The organism is Psychromonas sp. MME1, from assembly GCF_041080865.1.
In the GTDB taxonomy this organism is placed as follows: Bacteria; Pseudomonadota; Gammaproteobacteria; order Enterobacterales; family Psychromonadaceae; genus Psychromonas.
In genome coordinates this window covers 1,749,819-1,774,847 of sequence record NZ_CP160906.1, presented here as the reverse complement: position 1 = coordinate 1,774,847, position 25,029 = coordinate 1,749,819, and the positions used below count along the sequence as shown (strand labels likewise).

Below are 25,029 nucleotides of genomic sequence, written 5' to 3'. Positions count from 1 at the left end.
TAACGCTACTCCATGTTTTGCTGAGTGGTAAACAGTAATACGGCTTCACTGTTCTTCGCTTGCACTGATTTGTTCTTTTTAATTTTTTTTAATCCGCGGGTCTTGCTTAATCCCTGAATGATATTGTTGGTGAGCATAAAATACCCCGTTTCGTCATCATAGCGATAGTTGGGAAGTTCGTTGATAAGATCTTTTTCTGCTGCAATAACTTGTAAGCTTTCAATGCCAAATGGTGGAATGATTTCAAATTCACCTAGAGATAGCCATTTATTGACCTCATCACCGTTGACAAAATAGACAAACTTACGTGACCCTTCGCCGTAACCAGCTTCCACCAGATAAGATAATTCCTGCTGATTATTTTTGGAATGACCAACAATATAGAAATAACCAGGACGATTCAATTTGACCACCAATTTAACCGTTTCTCCTTGATGGAACAGTAATTGCCGACTGCCTTTGTTAGTTGCTATTTGAACCTTAAAGTCGTTGTCGAGTGCATACCCCTGATGTAAAAGGCGATCAAAGTCTAGTGCTAGTGGCTCAATTCTATAGTTTTGGTAGGATTTCGGTAATAGTGCCACCACTGAGGTGCTTACTGTATTACCATCACGATCAACGAGAGAATAAGCTACTTGAATACCTTTTTTATTGATTAGATAGCTGCCTGAGTAGCTGAATGTTGCTTGTTCATAGTTATCGGTAATATTGGGCAATGTCTTTTTTAGCTGCATTTGCAGTGCGTCAGCGAAAGGCGTGACTTCCCTTGAGTTGCTGAGCGTTGCGGGACGTATATAAACCGGTAAATTTGGAATACCGCGTGCTAGTACTTCCGCAGCTAGTTCAAGAGTTGGCGCTTCGCTCTCTAGAGCGAGCAGTTGTTCGTTGAGTTGTTGTAAAGTGAATGATAACTGTTGCTCGGCAGGAGGGGTGCCGGATAAGAATGTGATCAGTGTTCGGTATTTATCTGACTGTTCTATAAGCTGTAATAAGGATTTTAAGCGCTGATATTTATGCTCATTATTATCTCTCAGAGCGGCTTCAACAACAGAGATTTCTCTCATTAGTGGATCGAGTTTTTGATGATAAAGTGGCAATGCTCGTTTGCTATTAAGTGTGGCTTGACAATAATATCCTTCTTTCTCATGGCAAACGAACTCTGCACCTATGATTGGTAGGTCCGTACTGGCACGTTTGTAAGAGGATATGGAATAGGCTTCTTCACTGTTTGCTTTTTGTTCAAAATGACTCTCGAAATTACTTTCTATTCGCACAAATATAGTCGCAGCGAGTGACGACAGCGCATCATCTTGCGCTTCTTTTTGTGTTTTACCGTAGCCTTCACCACTCAGAACGGAGGCGTTGAGCTGGCTGACGATTAGCATCGAAAATAGAATAATGAATGGATTTTTCATTAATAATTTCATTTTTAAGGGCTCCGTGCACTTTGCGTTATTTGAAAATAATCATCCATTTTTATTACCAAAAGCACACTCTTAAAAGCGTTGGGGGGCGCATTTTGTAATAGTAAGGTGGGAATTTAGCACAAAAAAGTACTTGATAAATTGTTGTAAATCACTCGACAAATCTAAACTGCTTCTGTTTTTAATGAAATAGATCTTTTTTGTGCGCTAATGACAATCAGAATAAATTGGATAATGACCTTATTGAAGAATAATACGTAATGATGACGTAGTAGAATATGTACAATTCAAATCTAGGGGCGAATCATCGGTTCATTTGCCTGTTTTTAGCTTATCTGTATGTTTCGTTCTTAAATGATAGCATTTCTAAAAAAACAGTTTAAATTCACCCTCCAGAGGCTTCAATATATAACATTTGTAGTGTCGAAAAAGTTGCCATTTATTTGCATGTTAAGTGTTTTTTGTTTTCTTTTGTTTGTTAATTATTTGATTTTTAAGTGTTGTTATTTTTGGCTTGATTTGTGCATTTTAGTTCGCTTTGAGTTCATTATCGGCAACTTATGGTGCTTTGCAGCTCCAAACATTATAAATATAGGGCGTTACTATGAAAACAGTTAATAAACATAGCATTATATTCTTGATACTCTGTATAGTCTCTTGGCAAAGTGTTGCAGGGGCTATTTTAAAAACAAATTCAGCTTATTATGAATCAATCATTGGAACTGAGTTTCATGATGGTGATAGACGTTCTCTTACTTCGCAAGGAGACCTCTTTTATGCGTTGGATGCGAATAATAAATTTAACCATTTCCAAGAATTCACCAAAAAATATATAAAACATTATGGCGGCCCATACCACAGTAATGAAAATTATAGTCATTACTCTGGCATAGATATAAACGCTTCAACGACTACTCTTGATTTTGGTGTTTGGCAAGATTCAGATCTGCTTAGCCCTGGCGATAGTTTTGCTTTTGAGGATTTTAGTTTTAGTTGGCAGTTTGATGTGATTGATGATGATGCACTAATGAATATGGTATTTCGCACTGAACAGGGGTGAGCATGTTTAGTTTAACGGATATCACTCAAGGCAATACAATAGAATATAGTATTGGTAGTTTGTCTATGTTTGACGCGAAAGTTTTTAATTTGTTTCTATCTGAAGGTAGTAGTTATCTTTTTTCTTTAAATATGAAGAATCAATCTGGATCTGATGGTTGGAAAAATGAAACTTCTTTAAGATTAGATAATGCTATTTTCCCTGTGCCTGGACCGAACATTTTGTTCATTTTATTATTTGGAGTTACTACTTTAATCGCATTTAAAAAATTTGTGAGACAAAAGTAATAAATAATTGGCGCTAACTGTTATTTCTTTAATAGAGATCTCTTTGGTTATTTTGGGCTAGTGGTAAAAGGGGAAATTAGACCAGAATAATAGTTATTTTAAATTTGTACAATAGATTGAATATCATTGAGTAATAAGGTTATCAGCAATACAGCCTGTGATACAAAATGTGGTACAAATTAGCCATATAAAACAAAAAAGGCTGAAATCCCTGAGGAAATCAGCCTTTTGTAGTAGGTGGTGGAGATGGGGGAGTTATTATTTAATGTTTAATCTATTGATAATTAACTGTAAAGTAATTTTAAAATAAATTGGTATTACTTTCGGTATTACTTTAGATTCCTTTCATTCTGTCTATTGTCGTTTAATGTCATTATCAGAAGTAACCAAACGTGATGATTTGAAATAGGCATATGCTCTATTTAAACTTCTAAGATGATGCTAGTCGATATAACCAATGGCAATTTATTAGATTCAATCTTTGGTTTATATAACGTCTCTCTAACTTCAGTTAAGGTCATTTTTATTTAGCCACCATCTTCAAACATAACATATTGAATAACAATTATTTTATATTCTACTTTAGTTTGGAATACCAAAGGTCTTTAGTGTCAATTTACTTTAAATATTAAAGTAAAGAAAAAGTAGTAAAGTTGTTATAACCAGTTTTTGCTAATCTTAGATTTCTCACTTTCTAATAAATACTCGAGCGTTTTTACAGTGCTCTCGTGTTTATAGTAGCCACAATCTCTGTTAGCAACATAGCATGTTTTTGTGAAAGTTTGATTGTTGAAGCATTCTTGGATTTATCAACAACTTTCTTTCTATGATTTTTTTGAATCCAGGCTGATTTAAGTTTTCTGATGAATTCAAATTTATATTCATTTGTCCTGGTATCAATATATCCCATTACTAGCAGATAGGGATCCAAGCATAAATTGCTTAAAATTGTATCTATAGGTGGTTTGTTTTGTTTGCCCACGTAGCGTTCAGCCCATAAGCATACCCCTTTGTCTTTGTGTCGTAGCCAAGACAGTTCTCGCGCATCAATAGCTATTTGAACCATCCATTTTGATTTTAAATCAAGTAAATATGCAAGCTTTTGTTCTGTACTAAGTTTCATTGTGTCGATGGCGCGTATTGCTTCTTTGTGCCTACCCGTTTCACTACGCGAGAGAGTAGTTAAGGCAACTTTTCTATTGAAATAAAGTTGTAGCCATAGCCAAAGAATTTGACGGGAGTCTTTTATGTTTATCCAGGAAAACTCTGAGTCACTTAAAAGGGCAACTTTGCACTTGAATTTAATGCTTTGTACGTAGGAAACTCTGGTCGATAAATCTTTGAAATGCCTGCTTTCGAGATGTTGGTGAATTTCTTGAAAGTACTCTTCTCGTGTCACTGGTACGGTACTCGATTCTCTTTTATACGGGTTCGTATAAATCTCTTGATAAATCCATGACAGTTCACAATCAGAAGATTCGTAATTTACTAAATCGTTAATTAATGATAAATCCATACTAAAATACCAATTTATATAATTATAATAAAATTAATAATATCATGATTTAAAAATTTAAGTATGTTTAAATAGTAATATTAAAGTGTATATTTCGTAATTTAAACGTAATTGGTATTATTTTTATTTTTTATAAAACAAGGTGTTATAATGGTTGATGTGGAAATGTATGTTAGTTCTAAAGGTGCTTTGCGACTTTTTGTTAAAGGTGAATTTATTTTATACCCAACATTAATGGACCCAAAAGTAGATCAGCATTATGAAGTTGAATATCAGAGAGGAGCTAACCCTCAACTTGTGAAATTTGGGAGTGTAAAATCTGCAGGAAGAACTTTAGCGAGAATTTCATATATCTGTATACAAAATCAGATACCGTTTAATTTTAACTCGGTAACTAAGAAGAGGTTTATATCTGAAGGTGTTGATAGTATTTGTATGGAGCTTCCTCTTAGTGACGAAACGATGGAAGCTTTGCTTAAGGTAATTCAAGATGAGCTAGAAGAATTATCGAAAAGTGCCGAACAACAGAAAGAGCAAAATGGTTTTGTGTGATTATTTAAAACGAATTGATTAGTTTTGGTTTTATCTATCGAGTTATGTTTAAGCTTCTGACTAGGAATAAATATTGCAATTTCCAAATCGCAGGTTTCAAACAATATTATGGGAACTTGTCTTTTAAAACAGTAAGATTTATTTTTACATTTACGGGGGGTAAATTACTTGTTTCCACATATGACCTAAAAAATAACTCCAGAGTAATAATTTCCCGGAATTGATTAGAGACACCCCATATAGCTTAGTTAAGGAAGGTAGATGTATCATCTTTAATGTGCTGTTAGTTTATTATAATAAATCATAGAGCAATATGAGTGGAAGGGGTAGTAAGAGTACATCCTAAAAAATAATTTATTACAGTGGCGACAACTCCTATGTGAACACTAAAGCATAGGAGCAATAATGAACACATACAAACTACCACAATCCAGACAGTACAACGAAAGCAAATTCAACGATCTGCCTATATTGGAGGAATATGCGCCTTTTGATATTAAGGCATTACAAGCATTACATACAACAATTACTAATTCTATCTATGAGCACCCAAAACGCTTGCTTTCCGTTTTGACCTTAGGTTTCCTGGTAGGTCATCTTTAGATCTACTTGATCGAGATTCTCCAACTAGCTTAATTCGTATCGATCCTGCTGTGATTTCAAGGTTTATCGATGCATTCAAAGCCCGTATTAAACACAATCTAGAGAAAAGACGAAAAGCACGAATATCATTACGCCCTTGTACGGTGAGATACTTCTGGTGTAGGGAACTAGGGCAGGATGGAAAGCATCACTACCACGTATTAATTTTGCTCAATGGTGACGTATTTCCTCCCTATTTAGGAAATTTAAATGATTACGAGGCTGACTCAATGGTTAACCGCATTAGGCAAGCTTGGGCCAGCGCATTGGGTGTCTGGGTAGAGAACTATCCGAACTTGGTATACATTCCACAAAATGCAACTTATTCGCTTAATAAAATAGGTTCGGAAGGGGAGCTCTTACGCCGAGCTAGTTATATGGCCAAAGTAGAGACCAAAGACTACAGAGGGGGATCAAGAACATTTAGCTGTAGCCAGTCCTAGAACGTAATTGTGATTACTAGCTGGATCACCATTGATAACCATTTCTGACTTGATAAGATTGGAGGTTCAGCTAACAACCTCAGTATAATATAGAATAGGGGGAGGCGAATCCCCCCTCAAGGTGCACTCTAGAAGTAATCTTCTAACTCCTTCAGCAATGCCTGTGCACTCTCAATCATCGCAAGCTTTACTACCTTGTGCTGACTTGTTAGAAATTGATGTAGTGCTTTAGGATGCTGATTCAATATGCAAATAAGTAGATCTTGCAGTTCATCATCTGTAGCAGAGCAAGTTGCATCAACTATATCCACAGGTCGCTTGTTAATCTCTTCATCAATGATATTTTGTCGATAGTCATCTGTAATTGAATCGGCGATATTATCAATAAATTCAGCTAATTTTTGGGTACAAGTTATATTATCGTAAATCTCTTCTTTCGATTTTTCTTTAAGACTGTCTTTATACTGTTCAACAGTGTGTGATGATATCCCTTCCAATAGCGTTTCTAAGTCCTGAATCGAATCGACATGGTTATATGCCAGCTCAATCAGATCTATTTCTAAATCAACTTCTTGTGTTGTATTAACACGGGTCAAATATGGCATGGTTTGTTCCTTTTGAATTTTGTATATAAAAAAGCCCGTGCTTTATGCACAGGCTAGAATGGAATTTAAATAGGTGGTTAAATTGTTATTTAAGCAACGTCTTTATCAAGATTATTTGTGAGTAATACTGATATGACCAAGTGTTAAACCTTCACTGCTTGATCCTCAGACATAATCAACTTCCTTTTTTATCATGAAACGAAGAATTGAGTACTTGAGAGGGGCGGACGAGAGCAAACCCTTGCTACATAAGGGTTTGCAAGTTCCCATAATGCTAAATTGGGAAGTTGAAATGAGCCTCACCAGGCATTCAGCTTTATCGGATAGAAAACACCATATTTTAGAAAGTTATAAAAGTCGTTCACCCACAATTTAAAAATAGCTTTGATATGAGCGATTATTAAACTTAGTTGTGAGTAAGGAACAAAAGGCGTTTCGGAGCTAAAGTCAAAGTCGAACTCTCCAACCATCCCTGCATATGAATCGCCGTCACGGTTGAACTCAATTCCATTGAATGTACCTTTTGCCTTAGATAACACAACAGAATCATAACTGTCTGACTCTCGAAGGTAAGGGCTATCAAGATAGTTAAATATGAATTGCAAAATATCATCTTTAACGGTTTGTTTGATAGCTTTCCTTAAAACAGCAAACAGCTTGTGACAGATCTTGATAACACATTCTTTGAGAAACCGACCTAAATCAATAAACAACTTACTGCATCGATAAAAAACACCCTGCTTTAATTTTATATCCATTAGATCAAGCCCCGCTCAGCAAATGAGACAGACTCTCGGCCAACCACGACATGATCTAACACTCGAGTATCAATGAGTGCTAAAGCATCGACTAACCGCCTGGTAATACGCTTATCAGACTCTGAGGGCTCCGCAATGCCGGATGGGTGGTTGTGGGCGAAGATCACTGCACTGGCATTTACTTCTAACACTGTCTTAACGACTTCTCTCGGATAAACACTGGCGCTATCTATCGAGCCAAAGAATAGCTCCCGGTATTCAATCAGCTGATGCTGGGTATTTAACAACATTACAGCAAACACCTCTTTTTCATAATTAGCTAATTTAAAGGTTAAATAATCCTTGGTTGCTTTTGCATCAGTAAACATATCGCCACCAGCAAACTTAGTAGCAATGATTTCAGCCGCTTTTTCCAGTATTTGGTGTTCGTTCATTGGTTTATTCAATTCGTAACAGTGGTTTGATTTTGTGTGCATCACTCTCTCCTTTGATTACCCAATAGCGGGACCATGCATAGAAGTGATATAGGCTTCGAATAATCTTGAACTTTATTCAATACGTGAAAAAAAACAGAACCGAGCAATTGCATGAGGAAATAACATAAGGATAATTCTCATGAGATTCATCAGATTAAAAGAAGTAATGAATATCACTGGTTTGGGTCGTGCTACCGTTTATAAATATATTGCGAACGAACACTTCCCTAAATCCGTATCATTAGGGGACCGAGCAGTGGCCTGGATTGAAAGTGAAATTCACGATTGGATGTTAGAGCGTGTTGCTAAGCGTGATGATTTAGAAGCACAAAGCTAGGTTGCAATGATAAGGACCGTACACATATACGGTCCTTATCATTTAGTTATTACTGTTATGGTGTAGTCAGTTGTGGAATATAGTGATTGTTAAATCTCCAAATCAACAAAGTCTTTATCAACATCATCCTGTGTAATGCCAATATAACGTAGTGTTACGCCTTCAGAAGAGTGGCGAAGCATTTTCATTACTCGTGCTATATCTTTAGTCTTTTGATATAGATGGTAGCCTCTTGTCTTACGCATTGAGTGCGTTCCTAACGATACATTGACTTCCTTACCTATCATAGCAAAGGCTTGAGATACGGCTCTTCTAGTGATTGGTTTAGGATCTTTATTCAAGGCTTGTTGATTACGATAAGATTGAAATAGATAAATGTGGTCAGGATGTTCAGTTTGTATTTGCTCAATGGTATTAATAGCCTTCTGATTTAGTTTAATATTCGCTAATTTTCCTGTTTTGGATTCTTTGACCACCAGCCGATCACCATTAATATCATCAAACCTAATGGAAAGTAAATCAGATATCCGTAGAGCAAGGTTTAATCCTACATTCCACACATCAGACATTTGCTTACTATAGGTTCTCTCTAATAGATGGCTAATGAGCTTAACCGTATCAAGACTTTTCACTGCTTGGACTTCAGGCATAGTCTGCTTCCTTATTTGCTGATTCATAAAAGGCTAAATTAGGAACTTGAGTTTTCATCAACATGCATTCACCTCTATTTCATCAAACGCACCATATTCCAGGTAACTTAAAAAGTTATCCTGCCAAAGGTTATATATCTCTTTAACACTTGGTTGGCTCATTGGGCGGGGAGGGGTATAAACACCCATGAAAAACTCGGTTTCAAAATCAAAGTCGAGATCTTTGCATAGCTCTGCGTACGGGTGACCGTAATAACAAAAGTCCGTAATGTATAACAAACTCCAACTGTTACTTTCCTGGTCTTTTTGTAGTGCTATCTCAACAGGGTGATAACCACCAGCGTCACAGGAATAACTACTATCACGGTAATTAAAGGTAATCTGTGAAACCTCCCTTTTAACAACTTGACGCTCTATTGCTTGTTTTAATACCGCGAACAATCGGTTCGATATCTTAATGACACTTTGATTAAATTTAATATCCATTAGATTAACCCTCGCTCAGCAAATGAAATAGGATCACGGTCAATTACGATATTGTCCAATACGCGAACGTCAAATATTGTTAATGCATTTTTCTCAGTAAATTTATTATCAATGATCTCTGCTGAATTTTCTAAAATTTGATGCTCGGTCATAGGTTGCTGGTGAGGATAATTGTGTTGTGCTTTATTGTGCATAATAGACTCCTTTAATAACCCGAATATGGGTATATGCACATTGGTAATATAGGTTTCTAAAAAACTAGAATACGATTATTAATGGAACAAATTCAAGCGATAAAAAATATCGAATATGTCCTTTGATCTTAAATATTTTAATACTCCTTAGTGTATTAAATAGATAATCATTAAACTTACCACCAGCATTTATCAATCTCATTGTATTACTAATATAAAACATAACCTACTGATAATTAGCAATATTTATTGAATTTTGATGACTATCTAAGTGATTGTTTTTTTTTGGTAAGCTGGAAGGAGGTTGTTCTCTTAAAGCAATGGTTTATCATCAGTAGCGTCTACCTGATGCAAGGTGGTTAATCAGTTATCAGACAAGGTCCGTTGAGTTTATTAGCATAGACTGAAATAGTCCTGAGTTCATCCATATACGAACAAAGATGAATGTCTATCTAAAAAATATAAATGACACTCATATTTTTGACTTAGGCTTGATAAAATTGATGTGTAATTTAGTAATATCAGCCATTCACTATTAACTAACTTACTGATTGGTGTTTTAAATGAATTGTTTTGCTGAACTTAAAGCTCGTCAGCGTGATGAAAGGCATGCTTATCCTGACAATCTTGGTTTGAGAGTACATCGAGCACTAAGCTGGCTTAAAAAGGCTGAAGCTTGCCAAGGAGATGATGATGCACAATTCATATTTTTATGGATAGCATTCAATTCGGCCTATGCAAACGATGTAGATAAAGCTTATCGCATTGCAGAACACCAAACTTTCGATAAATTCATCAATAAATTATGCAAGTTAGATAAAAAGAGTCGATTATCCACAATTGTTTGGCAAGAGTTTGCAGGTGCGATACGGATATTATTAGATAATGAATATGTATTTCAGCCTTTTTGGGATTTTCAAAATGGGCTTATCACCGAAGAACAATGGAAATCACGTTTTAACCAAGCGAAGAGCTATGCTAATAAAGCGTTAGGGCAAGAAAATACGGCAAATGTGTTAGCCATATTATTTGATCGTATCTATACAATGCGTAATCAGTTAATTCATGGTGGTGCAACATATGAAAGTAAAGTGAATCGTGAACAGATGAGAGACGGTTGTCATTTATTAGGCAAACTTGTCCCTATAATCATCGAAATTATGATGGATAATCCTGACACATTATGGGGAGATGCTTATTATCCTGTCATAGATTCAAGTATATAACTCTGTCTAACTGTGATTTCATTTTATGTATTCGAAGAGTTGCTGTCGGTTTTTTAAAACTAAATGTTCAAAATTGTCGGCATCAACTTCACCGCAATAAACGTGTAATTGGTCAAGTGCATATTGAACTATTGAAACACGTTCAAGCAAAGTTAACACGCCATTATCCATATTATAATCTCGAGCAATAAGTGCCTGCTGAGCCGTGGTTAAATTTGGATTAGGGCAAACCTCAATCTCTATTTTTTGATGCCATAGCAAATCGTTTTGATCATCTTCAATGGCTTCTCCCATCTCTTCATCGACTGATGAAATACGATTAATGACAAAATCTCGGTAGTCGCGATGTTTTTCACAATAAGCACGAACATGCCAGCGTAACCCACTAAAAACTAAGCTATGTGGTGAGATGATTCTTTCTTCTCCTTCCGGAGTGGTCATCGAACAATAAGTGATTTCTAGACGTAATTTCTCACGGCAAGATTTGATGAGCGGGCGCAGGATCTCTGAAGATATAGATCGACTTGGAGCGGTTAACACCTCGGTATAAGAAGCTGGCATTTCTGATTTTTCAAAAACACTTTTTAATGCTTTATTACTGTTCAGAAGTTGCAAATATTCATTTGCAGTACCTATGGTAAATTGAGGCTGAAACGTCTTTGAAGGTATATAACCTTTTGCTTTTTTATCATACTCAAGGTTGTTCGGATATTGTGTAATGTAAGAGTTTATATCTTTCGAAGCTTGCTGCCGACCAATGCCAAAAGCACCACGTAGATGATTTGTGATAATTCTGCCTTCCCATAGCGCCATAATTTCAATAAGTTGGTAACGAAGTAATTGTTCCCATCTAATTGACTTGCTTATTTCTTTATTCATCAATTTCTCCATAGTTGCTGCCTGAAAAAGCGACATGACAATGTATCCAGCCATTGCATGTCGCTTTTGTGTACATATACTAAGTAGGTAAGTTAAATGCAATTAATTATTTAATTAAGATATTGAATTGTGATCCAATCTTGATGGTATTAAAGGAATAATCGATGCTTGATCAAAACCGTGTTGAATTAGGTGATTCCGGTGAGTTGGTCGTTACGCTACGAAGTGGCTATGACACTCAATTTAAAATTACTAATTGGTCTGATGGCTTACAATTTTTTACTGTTGAAGAAGACCGATGGTTACTTGAAGAGGAAGATGCAGGCATTTTTTTAGCATCTGACGAGGACAATTATGGTAGTGAACAGCGTGATGCAGTTGAATTATTTGTTAATGAAATTCCGCTACCAATACGTCAGGCAGTTTCTTGTTTTAGCTACAAACAGTTTTCTTTATTAAGATTAGTTGCGCAATATCCTAAATTAGAAGCCATTTTATTACGCTCTCCAAATCTATGCTGGCTAGTCATTTGTTTTGCTGGGTATGCAAACTGGTCTGCCTCAAAAGTAGCAAAAATATTACAATTGAAAAGAGCAAACATTGTTGAAATATTATTTGGAATTAAGTCAAAACGACTTGTTAAGCTCGTTAATAAAATTAAGTTAATTAATGGCAGTGAAGGTGAGTATTTATTGCTGTTAAAAATGCTTAAAGATACCCGTGTAATTAATGCTTTTAATCATTGGAAAAGCGTTTCAATGATTGCCTTAAGGATCATTCATAAACGTCCTTATTTTATCAATAGTAAGTTACTGCTTAATGAAATAATTGCAGACAAAAGTATTCAGCATAATTTAATCCGCTTCGCAAACTTTAGTGAAACTTATGATGATCTTCATCGGTTGCATCGTGCTTTAGATAAAACATTTGAGCCGAAAGTGTGGCTAGCAATTAAAGATTCTCAGAAACTGACACAACTCCATGATAAATGGGTAACCCGTTTTAATAATTCAGAACGTGGACGATTAGCTGCATTGGAAGCAATGCGCGACATTCCTCCTTTTTTACGTAGAAATGCAATAGATAATACTGAAAATTTGTTAATAAATGATGAACTATTAGAAGTAGACTTCCCAATTTGTCCGATTGGCAATCTGCCAACATTTATACAAATAAAAAATTGCACGGAGCTTTCTGAAGAAGGCATTTTTATGAATCATTGTGTAGGAAGTTACTCTCGTATATTACTTGAAGAACGTAGCTATATATATAAATTATTGAGTCCTGAGCGCGCGACCGTAGAAGTTAAAATTCGAGGTGAAAAAATATCTGTCACTCAGTTTAAACTTGCCAACAATAAAAAACCATCACCAGAAAGTTACGCTTGTTTAAGGCAGATAATAACTGATTTTCAATCAAGAAATTAAGCGTTTGCTTAAAGGCAATAAAATTATTAAATTAACTTGTAGCATATTTTTTTACTTTAAATACAAGTGCTAATGTAAAGATTAACCTGCTTGATTTTGCGACATGTTAAAGTATTCAGTTCTATCAGCGGTCAGATAAAAATACTACAATTATCTTGCTGAGAGATTTCAGTTAACAGTAACCTAAGTCCTCCTTCTCATCACATAAGGCGTTTATATATTGCAACCAATCCAATCTGAACAATTCATTTCTCGCGCAAAAGGCGCTTTGCTTGGCTTAGCACTTGGCGATGCTTTAGGCACGACCTTAGAGTTTAAAAGCAAAGATAGTTATGCTCCGATCACTGATATGAATGGTGGTGGGCCATTCTCCTTACAAGCAGGGCAGTGGACAGATGATACGTCCATGGCTCTGTGCCTTGCTGATAGCCTGTTAGCAACGGGTAAATGTTCCCTTGAAGATCAAATACAACGTTATGTTCGCTGGTGGAAAGAGGGAGAAAACTCAGTAACAGGGCGTTGTTTTGATATTGGCAATACAGTATCGAGTGCGTTGCGCAGTTATGCCGCCACAGGTAATGCATATGCAGGCTCGACCGCTGATTATAGTGCAGGTAATGGCAGTTTAATGCGCTTAGCACCCATTGCTATCTTTTTTGCGCCTAGCAAAGGGGTTAACTTAACGGATGCGTTAGAGGCTGCAAAACAAAGTTCATTAACCACTCATGGTGAAATCCGCGCCTATCAATCTTGCCAAGTAATGACATGGTTGCTGTATCAGTTATTTAGTCAGCAGAATGTTGATAAACAAAACTTATTCGATGGGTTATCAACTGCGTTTGATGATTTACACCCTGATATTATGGCAATTGTAGAAGGCTCGTTTTTACGCAAGTCACGAGATTCGATATTTGGAACAGGATTTGTCGTTGAATCACTAGAAGCAGCATTATGGGCTTTTGCAAACTCGAATAGTTTTGAAGAGGGCGCGCTATTAGCGGCTAATCTAGGTGATGATGCAGATACTACTGCGGCAATATATGGGCAACTTGCTGGGGCATTTTATGGCGTAGAGGCACTGCCTAAGCACTGGTTAGATAAACTTGCTTGGCAGGAGAAGTTAACCGAGACAGCTGCTCTTCTAGCGACTGTTCCGACTGTATCTCAAAGCCATATTTTCCTCGATAGTTTAGAAGGGCTAGAGGGAAAAGAGTTTTGCGACAAAATATATATATCGCTCTATGAACATAAGCTCATGTTGACTGAGTTTGACTGGCCGTATTTTGAATCTAGGCATCTGCTTGGTATTTCACTGGAACATGACGATTTAGAGGATAGACAAGAAAAAATCACGTTTCTTAATAATATGAGTTATATCGATGCACTTAAGTGTATTACTGCAATTATTCGTCAAGATCGTTTTTCTGACGGCGTATGGGATAACTTTAAGAGAGATGGTTCACTGCAATTGTGGTTAAAACGCTTATCATTTTTGCTCACTGGCGAGGAGGCATTAGGCTAAAGCTGATTAAAGGGTAAGTGCTAATACATGATAAATAATAAAGGGGAAAGATATGAGCAATAAAAAGCAAAGAAATAAAGAAATATGTGCGCTAGAAGCAGAGAAAAATCGCCCTCTAAATGAATTACATAGCAAAACTTTTCCCGAAGAATATGATTTTTATTATGACAGCAATGTTGAAGCCAAAGCGCGAAAACGTGGTGAAAATCCAATGAATGAGCAGTACCAGCTTAAGGTTAATCTACGTCGATTTGCATTGGGAGTTGAACCCTATGGTGGCACTGTTGGAGTCGATAATACAGAAGGGCTGATTTCAAGCCATGAGTACTGTTCTCGACAATTACAGAAAACATAAAAATTGTGATGTAGAAAGAAAGCTCTCCCTCGAGTAAAGCCCTTCGCTAAATTGATTTAAAAGGATTAAGAATGCAGTTAGACGATCATATTTCAAGCATATATTTTATTGGTGATGTTCATGCACAACACACAAAGCTAGAGGCGTTATTAACAGAAATCGACTTTGACGATACAGATCCAGACTCTGAATGTAAAACAGCGAAGTTAGTCTTTATTGGCGATTTAATTGATAACAAACAAACTAACAATGATCAGCATATTATTACGTTACAAAGAGTCCAGTCACTACAGAAAAATGGTCATGCTCTTTGTTTATTAGGAAATCATGAGTTTAATGCGATTGGCTGGGCTTCAAAAAATGAAAATGGTGAGTTTTGCCGTCCACATAATGAAAAAAATACTAAACAACATCGAGCTTTCTTAAATGCCGTTGGTGAGGGTTCTGCTGAGCATAATAGATGGATTGATTGGTTTAAATCTTTGCCACTGTTTTTAAGTTTTGAAACGGTAAACGCGATTCATGCTTGCTGGGATGAACAAGCAATCGAGCGTCTTAAACCTTATCTGAATGCCGACAACTCGTTAAAAGAGGTACATTGGGTTGATGCTTTTAATGAGCAACATGAACTATTCGAATTGTGTGAGATTTTATTGAAAGGGCCTGAGAGAACGTTACCTGATGGTGAGTTCTTCATCGATAAAACTGGCACCAAACGAACTCAAGAACGTGTGAAATGGTGGCAAGAATATCAAGGTGACAAACCTGTTGTGATAGGCCATTACACATTAAATGAACTCCCTGAGCCTCTTACCCATAAAGTGGTTTGCGTGGATTACAATGCTGCTAAAGACGATAATGTTTTGGTCGCTTACCGTGTTGATACCCAACTAGATGCAGATAATGAGCAACTGTTCGCGGCGCAAGATAGATTTGATTACCTTGATAAACCTAATTTTGAATATGATTGCAATATAAGCATGATTGAATTGTTATCTCGTTTAGAAAAGCAGTTTAGTGAACAACAAGGTGATGTGCTGAGTGAAAAAGAAAAACAATTACAGGATTATATAAGTGAATTGATATGGACTGAATGGGATCCGGTTGGTGTTAATGACATAGAAGAATGTCGAGATGAATATTATAACTATGAAAGTGGCATTTATCTATTTTCTAAATATGCGCCATTAGAGTTAAGTGGTTATTTATATATATTACATATATCTTATTTTGATAGTTTATTGGATAATAACAAAGAGAGGTGTGGAATAATCGCGCGTAAGATTAATCGCTATTCAAGCGATCTAGGTATTAACGCGAATTAGATTATTTATCAAATATATCAGTTTCTTATAGCGCCAGTGATAAAGAGGCGCGTTGGCAATCTCCACGTATAATGTCATATTTTTTTATCCTATTATTTAACCGACTGAAAAGGTTCATGCATGCTTAATGTTTTTACTGCGAGTGATTATGGTCAACTGTTTACTCAATATCTGCAAGTAAATGCGGGGGTTATTCACCACCCGTTACAGTCACAACCATTGGTTGTCCCTAATATAAAAATAGCGAAATGGTTAAGTTTACAGCTTGCGCAAGCCAAAGGCATTGAAGCCAATGTACAACGCATTTTGCCCGCTCAGTTTGCTTGGAATTTAGTTAAGCAAATTACACCTAATTTAGAAGCTTACAGTGATTTTGGTGTTGAGCAGTTACAACTGCGAATATTTAAGCTATTTAGTGATGAAGCCTTTTGTGCGCAATACCCTCGATTAAATCAATATATTGAAAATGGTGATGATGTCGACACCATGAAACTGGCGATTAAAACGGCGCGGATATTTGATAACTACCAGCTATTTCGGCAAGATTGGCTTGATGCGTGGAGTGATGGTCAATCGCTAAATTTAGGCGAAGATGAACTTTGGCAACAAGGCTTATGGGCAGAGTTAGTGAAAAGTTCCGTTCAACCTGCGCGTTATCAATTGATTGAACAGTTGATTGAAACCTTAGCGCAGAGCCCAGAAAAATTAACCTTGCCTGCTACGATTAATGTGTTCGGAATTAGTTATTTACCAAAAGTTTCAATCGAATTATTTAACGCACTGGCTCAGGTAGTGGACGTTAATCTATTTGCATTTTCCCCACAAACAGAGGCATCGATTGAAGCGCCTCAACTAGCAAATTGGCAACAGATATGGGGCGTATTACGAGATAACTTAGCGGTGACTGCGATAAATGTTGATCAAGCGATGCCACTACAAAAAAATAAGTTACAACGATTACAAGTCGCTATCAAAGGACAACGTGATGATCAGCGTCAGGAAAGTAATTCTAATAACCATGCTGATGATCACAGCCTAGTACTAAGTAATTGTTATAGCCCGATGCGTGAAGTAGAAGCGTTACATGATTATCTACTGAATCGTTTCAAACATGACAAAATCCTCAAGCCTGCAGATGTATTGGTTGCGCTACCGGATTTAGAAAAATACAGTCCCTTTATCCGTGCGGTATTTGATAGAGATGATGCATTATTACCCTACCAATTTGCCGATAATCAAGGGGCGAATCAATCTGCATTGTTAAATGGTGTGCAAACACTACTTGAAGTTTATCAGTGGCGATTTACCCGCGAGCAAGTGGAAACATTATTACGTAATCGCCTTGTGCAAAATAAATTCTCATTAAACGAAGATGAGCTTTCACAGATTACCACTTGGTTAGACCAAGCATCGGTACGTTGGGGAGTGGATGCTGCCCATAAAACAGATTTAGACCTACCTGCTGACTTGCAAAATAGTTGGCGTGAAGGGCTAGATCGCCTGTTAGTAGGTTACGCATTACCCGTTGCTTTCTCAACGGATTTACCGCTATTTGGCGAACATGATCTGTTACCTGCAGATCAAGTTGATAGCAGTAATTACAACGTATTAGTTGAGTTGATTAATTACTGCGAATTACTGTTTACATGGCATCAATACACTCAAACGACAAAAACCTTTGTGCAATGGCAACAACTGTTATTAACCCTAATGGATGATCTGTTCGCGGTCGATGATAGCGAACAAGCAATGCATAAGCAGATTTTAGAAGCGATTAATAAGCTTTGTAGCGCCGCCCAAAACAGTCAACTTGATGAATGCGTTGATATTGCAACCTTCGCTGCCGCGCTGCAACCTTATCTGCCTGAAGCGAGTCGAAGTGGCCGATTGAGTGGTGCAATCAATTTTGCTGGCATGAACTCATTGGCAGGTATCCCAACAAAAATCACCTGTTTATTAGGCATGAATTACGATGCGTGGCCAACATCAAATCGAGAGCCCGGATTTGATCTTATTGAAAAGTTTAGTCAGCTTGGAGATCGAAAAACAGGGGAGTTAGCTCGTTATCAAACCCTACAATTTCTACTCGCAACACAGCAGGCGCTATATGTGAGTTATATCGGGCACAATATCAATACAGCCGAAGAGAAACCCGCCTCTGTATTGGTCAGTGAGTTAAGTGAATTAGCGCGCCAGTTAGGTATTCCATTTGATGTTATTGAACACCCAATGCATGCCTATAGTCAAAACAACTTTCAGCCTGGTCTTTTGCAAAGTCATTCACAGCAGTGGTTGCAAGTCAGCCTGCAATTAGGGCTAGGTACTAAATCGTTGATGGAACTGGCATCTGGCTATTTAGCGGGAGAAATAAAAGGAGAAATATCCTTACAAGCATTATTACAATTTGCTAAAAACCCACAAAACGGCTATCTACGAGAAACGCTCGGTTTGTCATTGTTTGATGAAAGTGTTCAGTGGGAAAACAGTGAACCTTTTGATTTAGCAAACTTTGCAGATAGCGCGGTGCGTCAAGGTGTATTGCAGTGTGTTAAAAATGGCCCTAATAGCCAATCTTCAGAATTGATAGCCAGTGCTCTGAAAGTAGCGCAAGCAGGAGGCGCTATGCCTCATGGGATGCACGGACAGCTATTGCATCAATTACAAGCTGACACGCTTAACGCTCAGATTGAGGCGATTGAGGAAAATAAATCGCTAACCGAATGTGATGCCATCCCTTTTCAGTTACAGATGCAAGTTCCACTGATCAGTCAATTAGATGAGGTGACATCGCTTTGCTCAGGGGGGCTAACAACAACGCTACTGTCATTACATGGGCTCATTGAAGATGTCACCGAGCAGGGATTTCATCTCGTACTTGCCGACCGGTTCCATAATTATTTACAGATTGAGGTGTGGTTAAAGCATCTGATTTTATGTTGTGTGAAACCTGCGGGAATCGCACTAAAAACACAAGTGATTAGCCAAGATGGGGTTGCTGAGTTAGGCCCTATTGAAGATGCAGAGCTGTATTTAAGTCACTGGCTAGCTGCCATGCTATTTGGTCAACATTTTCCGATTGAGTATTTTCATCGTTGTAGCTTTAAATACGCACACGCGATTAAAAAGAAACCTAAAGTACCAGAGGACGCATTGAAGCAAGCATTAACGGCATGGGCTGATGGGTTTAATTATGCGGGTGAAGGCAGTAAACCCGCGAATCAATATCTATACCGCGATACCAACCCTATCGAAAGTGAACATTTTGAGTATTGGTCAAATACATTGTTAATGCCATTACTAACGGCTTTTGAAGCACCAATTGAGACTACATTTGATGCGAAAACGGAGAGTAAATAATATGACTGATACAAAACTACAGTCGAAGCAAGCTACGCGTATCGATTTTGATGTGGTCAATGTTGCGCTTTCTGGTGCAAATTTAGTTGAGGCTAGTGCAGGCACTGGTAAAACCTGGAGTAGTACGGGGTTGTATCTACGTATGATTGTTGAAAAACAGTTACTACCCGAGCATATTTTAGTGGTGACCTTTACGCGTGCTGCTACTGCTGAACTTGCCGGGCGAATACGCTCTCGATTACAAGATATGTTGCTATTTCTGCGTGGTGATAAACAGGTTGAAGATGCTGATCTTTATGCCGATTTACAGAATAAATGGTCACAGCAGGGACAAGATTTTAGTGTCATTCAAAAACAGCTTCAACTAGCAATAAGTGAGTTTGATAAGGCTGCTATTTATACCATTCATAGTTTTTGTCAGCGCTTATTAAATGATTATAGTTTTGAAGCGTCAACACGATTTGATCTAAAACCGATAACCGATGAAACACCTTATCGTCAGCAAGTTAGTGAAGATTTTTGGCGCAAAAAGATAGTGCAATTAGACGCAGATAATGAAGGCGACCAAACTTGGTTATCCTATTTAATCGAGAAAAAGCAGAGCCCAAGTCGTTTATTAGAGAGTGTTAAAGACCATATAGGTAAGCATTCCTTTGTAACCCTCAATGTGCCTGATTTGCCAGTTTTACAAGGTGATGAAAAGCAGTTGTATCAGCAAGTATTAAGTGTTTGGCAAGCAGATCAAGCTGACATTATGCTGCAATTTAACCAAGCATTCGATGACGCCTTAAATGGTTCAACTTATCGAAAAGGGCAAAAGGATCAGTACATAGATGCGCTGTATGGATTATTAGATAATCAGCGTTTTAATTGGTGTGCTTTTTCTAAAAAATGCAGCGCAGAGACGATGAAGGGCAAGGTCAAAAAAGGTAAAGACAGCTTTTTAGTTAAGCATCCTTTTTTTACTCTACTTGATGAAGCGATAGCGCTTGATAATCAACAGCAAGAAATCTTGGCTGTGAAATTAAATCGTTTACGTGCTGAATTGTTAGTGTATTTAGAAAGCGAGTTACCTAAGCTTAAATCTGAACTCGGCCTGCTTGGTTTTAACGACATGATGCAACAGGTTTACGACGCATTAGTCGGTCCGAATGGACAAATTCTAGCGAGTGCGGTGAGTGGGCAATTTAAAGCCGCTATTATTGATGAATTCCAAGATACAGACCCGTTACAGTTGAAGGTGTTTGATACACTATTCGTGAAAGAAAATGCTATTTTGTTTTATGTTGGTGACCCTAAACAGGCTATTTACAGTTTTCGTGGTGCGGATATTTATGCCTATTTTGAAGCTGCTAAAAAGACAATTAATCAATACACATTACGGACTAATTACCGTTCTACACCTGCTTTGGTCAATAGTGTTAATGCTATTTTTGCAACGGATCATGATGCCTTTATCAGTCAAGATATTCACTTTGATTGGGTCAAATCGATTAATAAAGCCACCCTTGATATCAAAGACGACCAAGACAGCGCAGTTACCTTTGTATTAGCCGAAAAAGATGATGGAAAACCGTTTAGTCGTACTGAAGCTGATCCATTATCGTGTCGTTATACAGCCGCTAAAATTGCAGAAATTTTAAGCAAAGCACAAAAAGGCCAAGCGAATATTGTCAAAGGCTCTTGTACTCGTCCCGTTGAAGCGGGAGATTTTGCTATTTTAGTACCTTCTCATCGTGATGGCGATCTTGTCAAAAAAGAGCTTGATGCACTTAATATTGCCAGTGTTAGAAACAGTAAAGATAAAGTGTTGAGCAGTGTTGCAGCCACAACCTTGTTAAGACTTATGCAAGCAGTCGCAACGCCAAGTAATGAAGCTCATGTTGTTGAGTTATTAGGTGATGCGCTAATGGGATTACAGGCACACACTATTTTTGAACTGAAACACAATGATCAGCAATGGGAACAGTTGCTTGCGAAATTTTGGGCATTACGAGAAATGTGGTTAGAGAGTGGTTTCAGCAGTATGTTTCGCTGTTGGTTAGAGCAGGTTGACAGTACCGGGGATTCGGTTGCACAGCGTTTAATGAAACTTGCTAATGGTGAACGTTATCTAACCGATTTAATGCATCTATCAGAGATTATCCAAAGCCTCTCGGGTGAATTGGGCAGTATGCAAGGATTAGTTGCTTGGTTAGAGCGTGCAATCAGTGAAGACAGTGATGACGATGAATACCAGCTTCGCTTAGAAAGTGATAATAAGCGTGTAAAAATCGTGACTATTCATGCCAGTAAAGGGCTTGAATATAACATTGTATTTTGTCCTTTTATTGCCATCGGTAAAGATCCGAAGTCCGATGAAATCGTATCGGCACACCATAATGGCAAAACCTACATCGATTTTTCTAGCGATGATTATGAGCAGATAAAACAGCGCCAACAGACAGAATCATTAATGGAGCAAATCCGCCTTTTGTATGTTGCCCTGACTCGTCCGGTATTTCGTTTATATCTGAACTGGCCAAATATTCAAGATAAAACAAAATTTGCAGCCTTGGCTTGGCTGATTTATGCAGACCAAAGCATGGTGGATGACGCTGTTATCTTATTAGCGAGTGCGGTAAAAACAATGAGTTTTGAGAAATTCTCACAAGCAGTGTTGGATCTGCAGTCCCGTGCTAATAAAGGTGATACACAGCAAGGTAAAATACCCGCCGATATTAGTGTGCATATTATTAGCGATGTTGAGATGCAATCTCCTTTAAAACGTGTTTCCAGTGATGCTCAGCAGTTGCTATCTGCCAAATTACCAAAACAAAAAATAGCAGCAAGCTGGTGGCAATCTAGTTTTAGTGGTTTAACCAAAGGGCAACAAGCTCATAGCGAAGAACACAATGAAGAAGTGGTGTTACATAACGATGAGCTAAAAGTGGCTGATGCATTTAGTGAAGAGAGTGAAGATTCAGATACACAGGATCCCTATTCTATTTTTGAGTTGCCACGTGGTGCGATGACAGGAGAAGCCTTGCATGGCATTTTTGAATTTTGGGATTACCAAAAACAGGATGATGACGCGCTATCGGAGATGATTCTGCAACAGTTAACGCTATTTAATGTGGGCAAATCAGAGGATCGACATCATTGGATCCCTGCGGTAATGGCGATGGTAAAAAGTACCATCGAAACGCCTTTAGATAACGACCACATTATTTTAAGCCAAATGCCTGCTTTTCAGCGTCTGCCGGAAATGGAATTTCTATTATCGGGTTGTACACAGCTAAGTGAAATCACCACGCTTATTGCAAAGCCTGAATATAACCTGCCAAGTGAGTTTGTCTTTGCCTGTAAACAGCTTGATAACAAACAGATAGAAGGCTATTTAACCGGGTTTATTGATCTGGTTTTTGAAGATAAAAATGGCCGTTTTCATGTGCTAGATTGGAAATCAAATCATCTAGGCATGCATCATAGTGATTATCACAAACAAGCGATGACAGGGGCAATGGCGCACAGTCATTATTATTTACAAGCCATTCTCTATTTAGTAGCACTGCATCGCCATCTAAAAAACACATTACAAAATTATGATGCCAATACACAGTTAGGTGACGCTTGGTATCTGTTTATAAGGGGGATAAATGGTGAAAAACAGCAGGGTATTTATCATTTTACGCCACCTGTCGCATTAATTTGTGCCATTGATAATGCGTTATCACCTGTACATTCGCCGTTAACGATGGAGAACAACCTATGAGCTCAAATATTAGCGTGATGGAACTAGATGATGCGTCACAGTCATTGGTTAAACACCTTAGTGGTGCCATTGTTCACCAGCTCTAAAGCTGAAATTGGCACTGTGCAACTTGCATTACAGCAATTAATCAGTGCATTGCAACAGGGGCAAACATCCGTTGCAATCTCCGATGCATTTTCAAAGAAATTATTAACGCAAGGCATTGCAGGGCAAACAAACGAATTCAAAGCGATGATTATTGACGGCGACCAACTTTACCTAGCCCGTTATTACCACTATAAGAACAAGCTTGAAACACTACTTGCTAAGCTTTCAAGACAACAGGGGAGCACTTTTGATTGCGATAAAATGCAACCTGTTTTACAACGCTTATTTCCACTTGATCCAGCGTTGCAAGCAAGTGGCAGTGGTAACTGGCAAAAAGTCGCTGCATCATTAGCTTTATTTCAACGTTTTAGTGTTATTTCTGGTGGCCCCGGTACAGGTAAAACCACTACGGTATTGAAACTGTTAGCAGCGTTGTACGAAGCACAAGAAACGGGGGGACGTGAACTTCAAGTGATGTTAGCTGCACCAACGGGTAAAGCTGCCGCACGAATGCAGGAATCTATTCGCGCCAATATTACCCCCTTGCCCTGCGGTGATGAGATCAAGCAAAAGTTACAAGCGCTCAATGCATCAACACTGCATCGATTATTAGGTTACAAACACCAAAGCGTGGAGTTTCGTCATCATGCGCATAATCCGCTTGCCTTAGATATTTTGGTGGTGGATGAATCATCGATGATTGACTCCACTATGATGAGTCAATTGCTTGATGCCATACCAGCTCATGCGCGTATCATTTTATTAGGCGATAAAGATCAATTGCCCCCCGTTGGCCCAGGTAGCCCATTTGCTGATATTTGTGCGCAGTATGGTTTTAGTGAACCCTTTGCAAAGCAGTTAGCTAACTTAAGCGGTGAAGACTTGACAAAAGTGAAGGCAAGTCATCAACCATTGTCTGATAATTTAGTCTTTTTACAACATAGCTTCCGTTTTGATGCCCATAGCGGTATTGGCAATTTAGCCAGAGCAATTAATGATGGCGATATTGACTCGGCACAAACATTATTAGCCGATGAAACCTTTTCTGATATTGCATGGGTTGAATATATTGCTAGTGAATATAGAAAATGGGATTGCCCTAAAGTTGATCCCATTATTATTAAAATAAAACAGGGTTTTGGTGATTATTTACAGGCATTAAAAGCACGAGAATCCTTTGAGGCGATAAATGAAGCATTCTTACATTTCTGTGTTTTAACCTGCATTCGCCAAGGCGGTAGCGGCTTAGAAAAAATAAATGAGATAGCACAAAAAGCATTAGGCTTTCCAAGTGAACAATATTGGTATCACGGACGTCCTATCATGATAAGTAAAAATGATTATCAAACCAAACTATACAATGGCGATGTCGGCTTGTGCCTGGATTTACATGGAGACGGTGACCTGCGTGTTTATTTCCCCACTGCTGAAGGGTTTAGAGCGATTAATACCAGCCGAATCCCAAGCCATGAAACGGCATTTACAATGACGGTACATAAATCTCAAGGTAGCGAATTTAAAGAGGTACTGTTTTTGTTACCCGAGAAGTCACTACCCATTATCAACAAACAACTCGTTTACACCGCCATTACGCGCGCAAAAAAAAGAGTGGAAATTTGGGGAAATGAGTTGAAGTTGATTGAGCAAAATTAAGAAAAATATAATAA

At 37.8% G+C, this 25,029-nt stretch carries 22 protein-coding genes and 1 pseudogene; 14 read left to right on the top strand and 9 right to left on the bottom strand.

What is annotated here, in order from left to right; translation table 11 throughout:
* Positions 1-5 precede the first annotated feature (5 nt).
* Positions 6-1,427, bottom strand: a complete 1,422-nt coding sequence (locus AB2N10_RS08120; RefSeq protein ID WP_354624212.1) for a hypothetical protein — start codon at positions 1,425-1,427, stop codon at positions 6-8.
* Between the two features lie 601 nt (positions 1,428-2,028).
* Here AB2N10_RS08120 and AB2N10_RS08115 point away from each other — a divergent pair.
* Positions 2,029-2,484, top strand: a complete 456-nt coding sequence (locus AB2N10_RS08115; RefSeq protein WP_369434628.1) for a hypothetical protein — start codon at positions 2,029-2,031, stop codon at positions 2,482-2,484.
* Positions 2,485-2,486: 2 nt separating this feature from the next.
* Positions 2,487-2,771 carry a hypothetical protein gene (locus AB2N10_RS08110; RefSeq protein ID WP_369434627.1) on the top strand — a complete coding sequence of 95 codons (285 nt, stop codon included), beginning with the start codon at positions 2,487-2,489 and terminating at the stop codon, positions 2,769-2,771.
* 715 nt (positions 2,772-3,486) lie between these two features.
* On the opposite strand, the gene AB2N10_RS08105 is transcribed toward AB2N10_RS08110, so the two are convergent.
* Positions 3,487-4,287 carry a hypothetical protein gene (locus AB2N10_RS08105; protein ID WP_369434626.1) on the bottom strand — a complete coding sequence of 267 codons (801 nt, stop codon included), beginning with the start codon at positions 4,285-4,287 and terminating at the stop codon, positions 3,487-3,489.
* A 150-nt stretch (positions 4,288-4,437) separates the two neighbouring features.
* Here AB2N10_RS08105 and AB2N10_RS08100 point away from each other — a divergent pair, with 150 nt between their 5' ends.
* The 3 genes and pseudogenes from AB2N10_RS08100 to AB2N10_RS08090 all read left to right on the top strand — a co-directional run.
* Positions 4,438-4,839 carry a hypothetical protein gene (locus tag AB2N10_RS08100; protein WP_354624215.1) on the top strand — a complete coding sequence of 134 codons (402 nt, stop codon included), beginning with the start codon at positions 4,438-4,440 and terminating at the stop codon, positions 4,837-4,839.
* A 405-nt stretch (positions 4,840-5,244) separates the two neighbouring features.
* Positions 5,245-5,442, top strand: coding sequence for a hypothetical protein (locus AB2N10_RS08095; RefSeq protein WP_369434625.1), 198 nt, complete (start codon positions 5,245-5,247; stop codon positions 5,440-5,442).
* Positions 5,443-5,447: 5 nt separating this feature from the next.
* A pseudogene (locus tag AB2N10_RS08090) lies at positions 5,448-5,924 on the top strand (inovirus Gp2 family protein); the annotation flags it as partial.
* A 128-nt stretch (positions 5,925-6,052) separates the two neighbouring features.
* Here AB2N10_RS08090 and AB2N10_RS08085 read toward each other — a convergent pair.
* The 3 genes from AB2N10_RS08085 to radC form a co-directional block, all read right to left on the bottom strand.
* Complete coding sequence (locus tag AB2N10_RS08085) at positions 6,053-6,529, bottom strand: hypothetical protein (protein ID WP_354624217.1); 477 nt, start codon at positions 6,527-6,529, stop codon at positions 6,053-6,055.
* Positions 6,530-6,828: 299 nt separating this feature from the next.
* Complete coding sequence (locus AB2N10_RS08080) at positions 6,829-7,287, bottom strand: DUF2787 family protein (RefSeq protein WP_354624218.1); 459 nt, start codon at positions 7,285-7,287, stop codon at positions 6,829-6,831.
* Positions 7,287-7,763, bottom strand: a complete 477-nt coding sequence (radC, locus tag AB2N10_RS08075) for a DNA repair protein RadC (protein WP_354624219.1) — start codon at positions 7,761-7,763, stop codon at positions 7,287-7,289. The genes AB2N10_RS08080 and radC overlap by 1 nt, the downstream gene beginning before the upstream one ends.
* 139 nt (positions 7,764-7,902) lie before the next feature.
* On the opposite strand from radC, the gene AB2N10_RS08070 reads away from it, so the two are divergent.
* Positions 7,903-8,100 (top strand): AlpA family transcriptional regulator, encoded by a 198-nt coding sequence (locus AB2N10_RS08070; RefSeq protein WP_354624220.1) that lies wholly within the window; start codon positions 7,903-7,905, stop codon positions 8,098-8,100.
* Between the two features lie 89 nt (positions 8,101-8,189).
* Here AB2N10_RS08070 and AB2N10_RS08065 read toward each other — a convergent pair whose 3' ends face one another.
* Genes AB2N10_RS08065 through AB2N10_RS08055 form a run of 3 tightly spaced genes read right to left on the bottom strand, consistent with a single transcriptional unit; the run spans position 8,190 to position 9,430 of the window.
* Positions 8,190-8,750, bottom strand: a complete 561-nt coding sequence (locus AB2N10_RS08065; protein ID WP_354624221.1) for a tyrosine-type recombinase/integrase — start codon at positions 8,748-8,750, stop codon at positions 8,190-8,192.
* 57 nt (positions 8,751-8,807) lie between these two features.
* Complete coding sequence (locus AB2N10_RS08060; protein ID WP_354624222.1) at positions 8,808-9,236, bottom strand: DUF2787 family protein; 429 nt, start codon at positions 9,234-9,236, stop codon at positions 8,808-8,810.
* Entirely contained in the window at positions 9,236-9,430 is a 195-nt protein-coding gene (locus AB2N10_RS08055; protein WP_354624246.1) for a hypothetical protein, read from the bottom strand. Before AB2N10_RS08055 ends, AB2N10_RS08060 begins: the two co-directional genes overlap by 1 nt.
* A 563-nt stretch (positions 9,431-9,993) precedes the next feature.
* Between AB2N10_RS08055 and AB2N10_RS08050 the strand changes: the two genes are divergently transcribed.
* Positions 9,994-10,656, top strand: a complete 663-nt coding sequence (locus tag AB2N10_RS08050) for a hypothetical protein (RefSeq protein WP_354624223.1) — start codon at positions 9,994-9,996, stop codon at positions 10,654-10,656.
* 18 nt (positions 10,657-10,674) lie between these two features.
* Here the strand turns inward: AB2N10_RS08050 and AB2N10_RS08045 are convergent, their stop codons facing one another.
* The gene (locus AB2N10_RS08045; RefSeq protein WP_369434624.1) at positions 10,675-11,535 is read right to left on the bottom strand and encodes a helix-turn-helix transcriptional regulator; all 861 of its coding nucleotides are present in this window, start codon (positions 11,533-11,535) and stop codon (positions 10,675-10,677) included.
* Between the two features lie 164 nt (positions 11,536-11,699).
* Here AB2N10_RS08045 and AB2N10_RS08040 point away from each other — a divergent pair, with 164 nt between their 5' ends.
* From AB2N10_RS08040 to recD, 7 genes are all read left to right on the top strand, one after another.
* Positions 11,700-12,962: a PcfJ domain-containing protein gene (locus AB2N10_RS08040; RefSeq protein ID WP_369434623.1), complete on the top strand. Its 1,263-nt coding sequence runs from the start codon at positions 11,700-11,702 to the stop codon at positions 12,960-12,962.
* A 220-nt stretch (positions 12,963-13,182) separates the two neighbouring features.
* Positions 13,183-14,484 (top strand): ADP-ribosylglycohydrolase family protein, encoded by a 1,302-nt coding sequence (locus AB2N10_RS08035; protein WP_354624227.1) that lies wholly within the window; start codon positions 13,183-13,185, stop codon positions 14,482-14,484.
* A 52-nt stretch (positions 14,485-14,536) separates the two neighbouring features.
* Complete coding sequence (locus AB2N10_RS08030; protein ID WP_354624228.1) at positions 14,537-14,839, top strand: hypothetical protein; 303 nt, start codon at positions 14,537-14,539, stop codon at positions 14,837-14,839.
* A gap of 71 nt (positions 14,840-14,910) precedes the next feature.
* Positions 14,911-16,164, top strand: a complete 1,254-nt coding sequence (locus tag AB2N10_RS08025) for a metallophosphoesterase (RefSeq protein ID WP_369434622.1) — start codon at positions 14,911-14,913, stop codon at positions 16,162-16,164.
* 120 nt (positions 16,165-16,284) lie between these two features.
* Positions 16,285-19,521: an exodeoxyribonuclease V subunit gamma gene (locus tag AB2N10_RS08020; protein WP_369434621.1), complete on the top strand. Its 3,237-nt coding sequence runs from the start codon at positions 16,285-16,287 to the stop codon at positions 19,519-19,521.
* A 1-nt stretch (position 19,522) separates the two neighbouring features.
* Positions 19,523-23,275, top strand: a complete 3,753-nt coding sequence (recB, locus tag AB2N10_RS08015) for an exodeoxyribonuclease V subunit beta (RefSeq protein WP_369434620.1) — start codon at positions 19,523-19,525, stop codon at positions 23,273-23,275.
* Positions 23,276-23,302: 27 nt separating this feature from the next.
* Positions 23,303-25,015, top strand: coding sequence for an exodeoxyribonuclease V subunit alpha (recD, locus tag AB2N10_RS08010; RefSeq protein ID WP_369434619.1), 1,713 nt, complete (start codon positions 23,303-23,305; stop codon positions 25,013-25,015).
* The last annotated feature ends 14 nt before the right edge of the window (positions 25,016-25,029 follow it).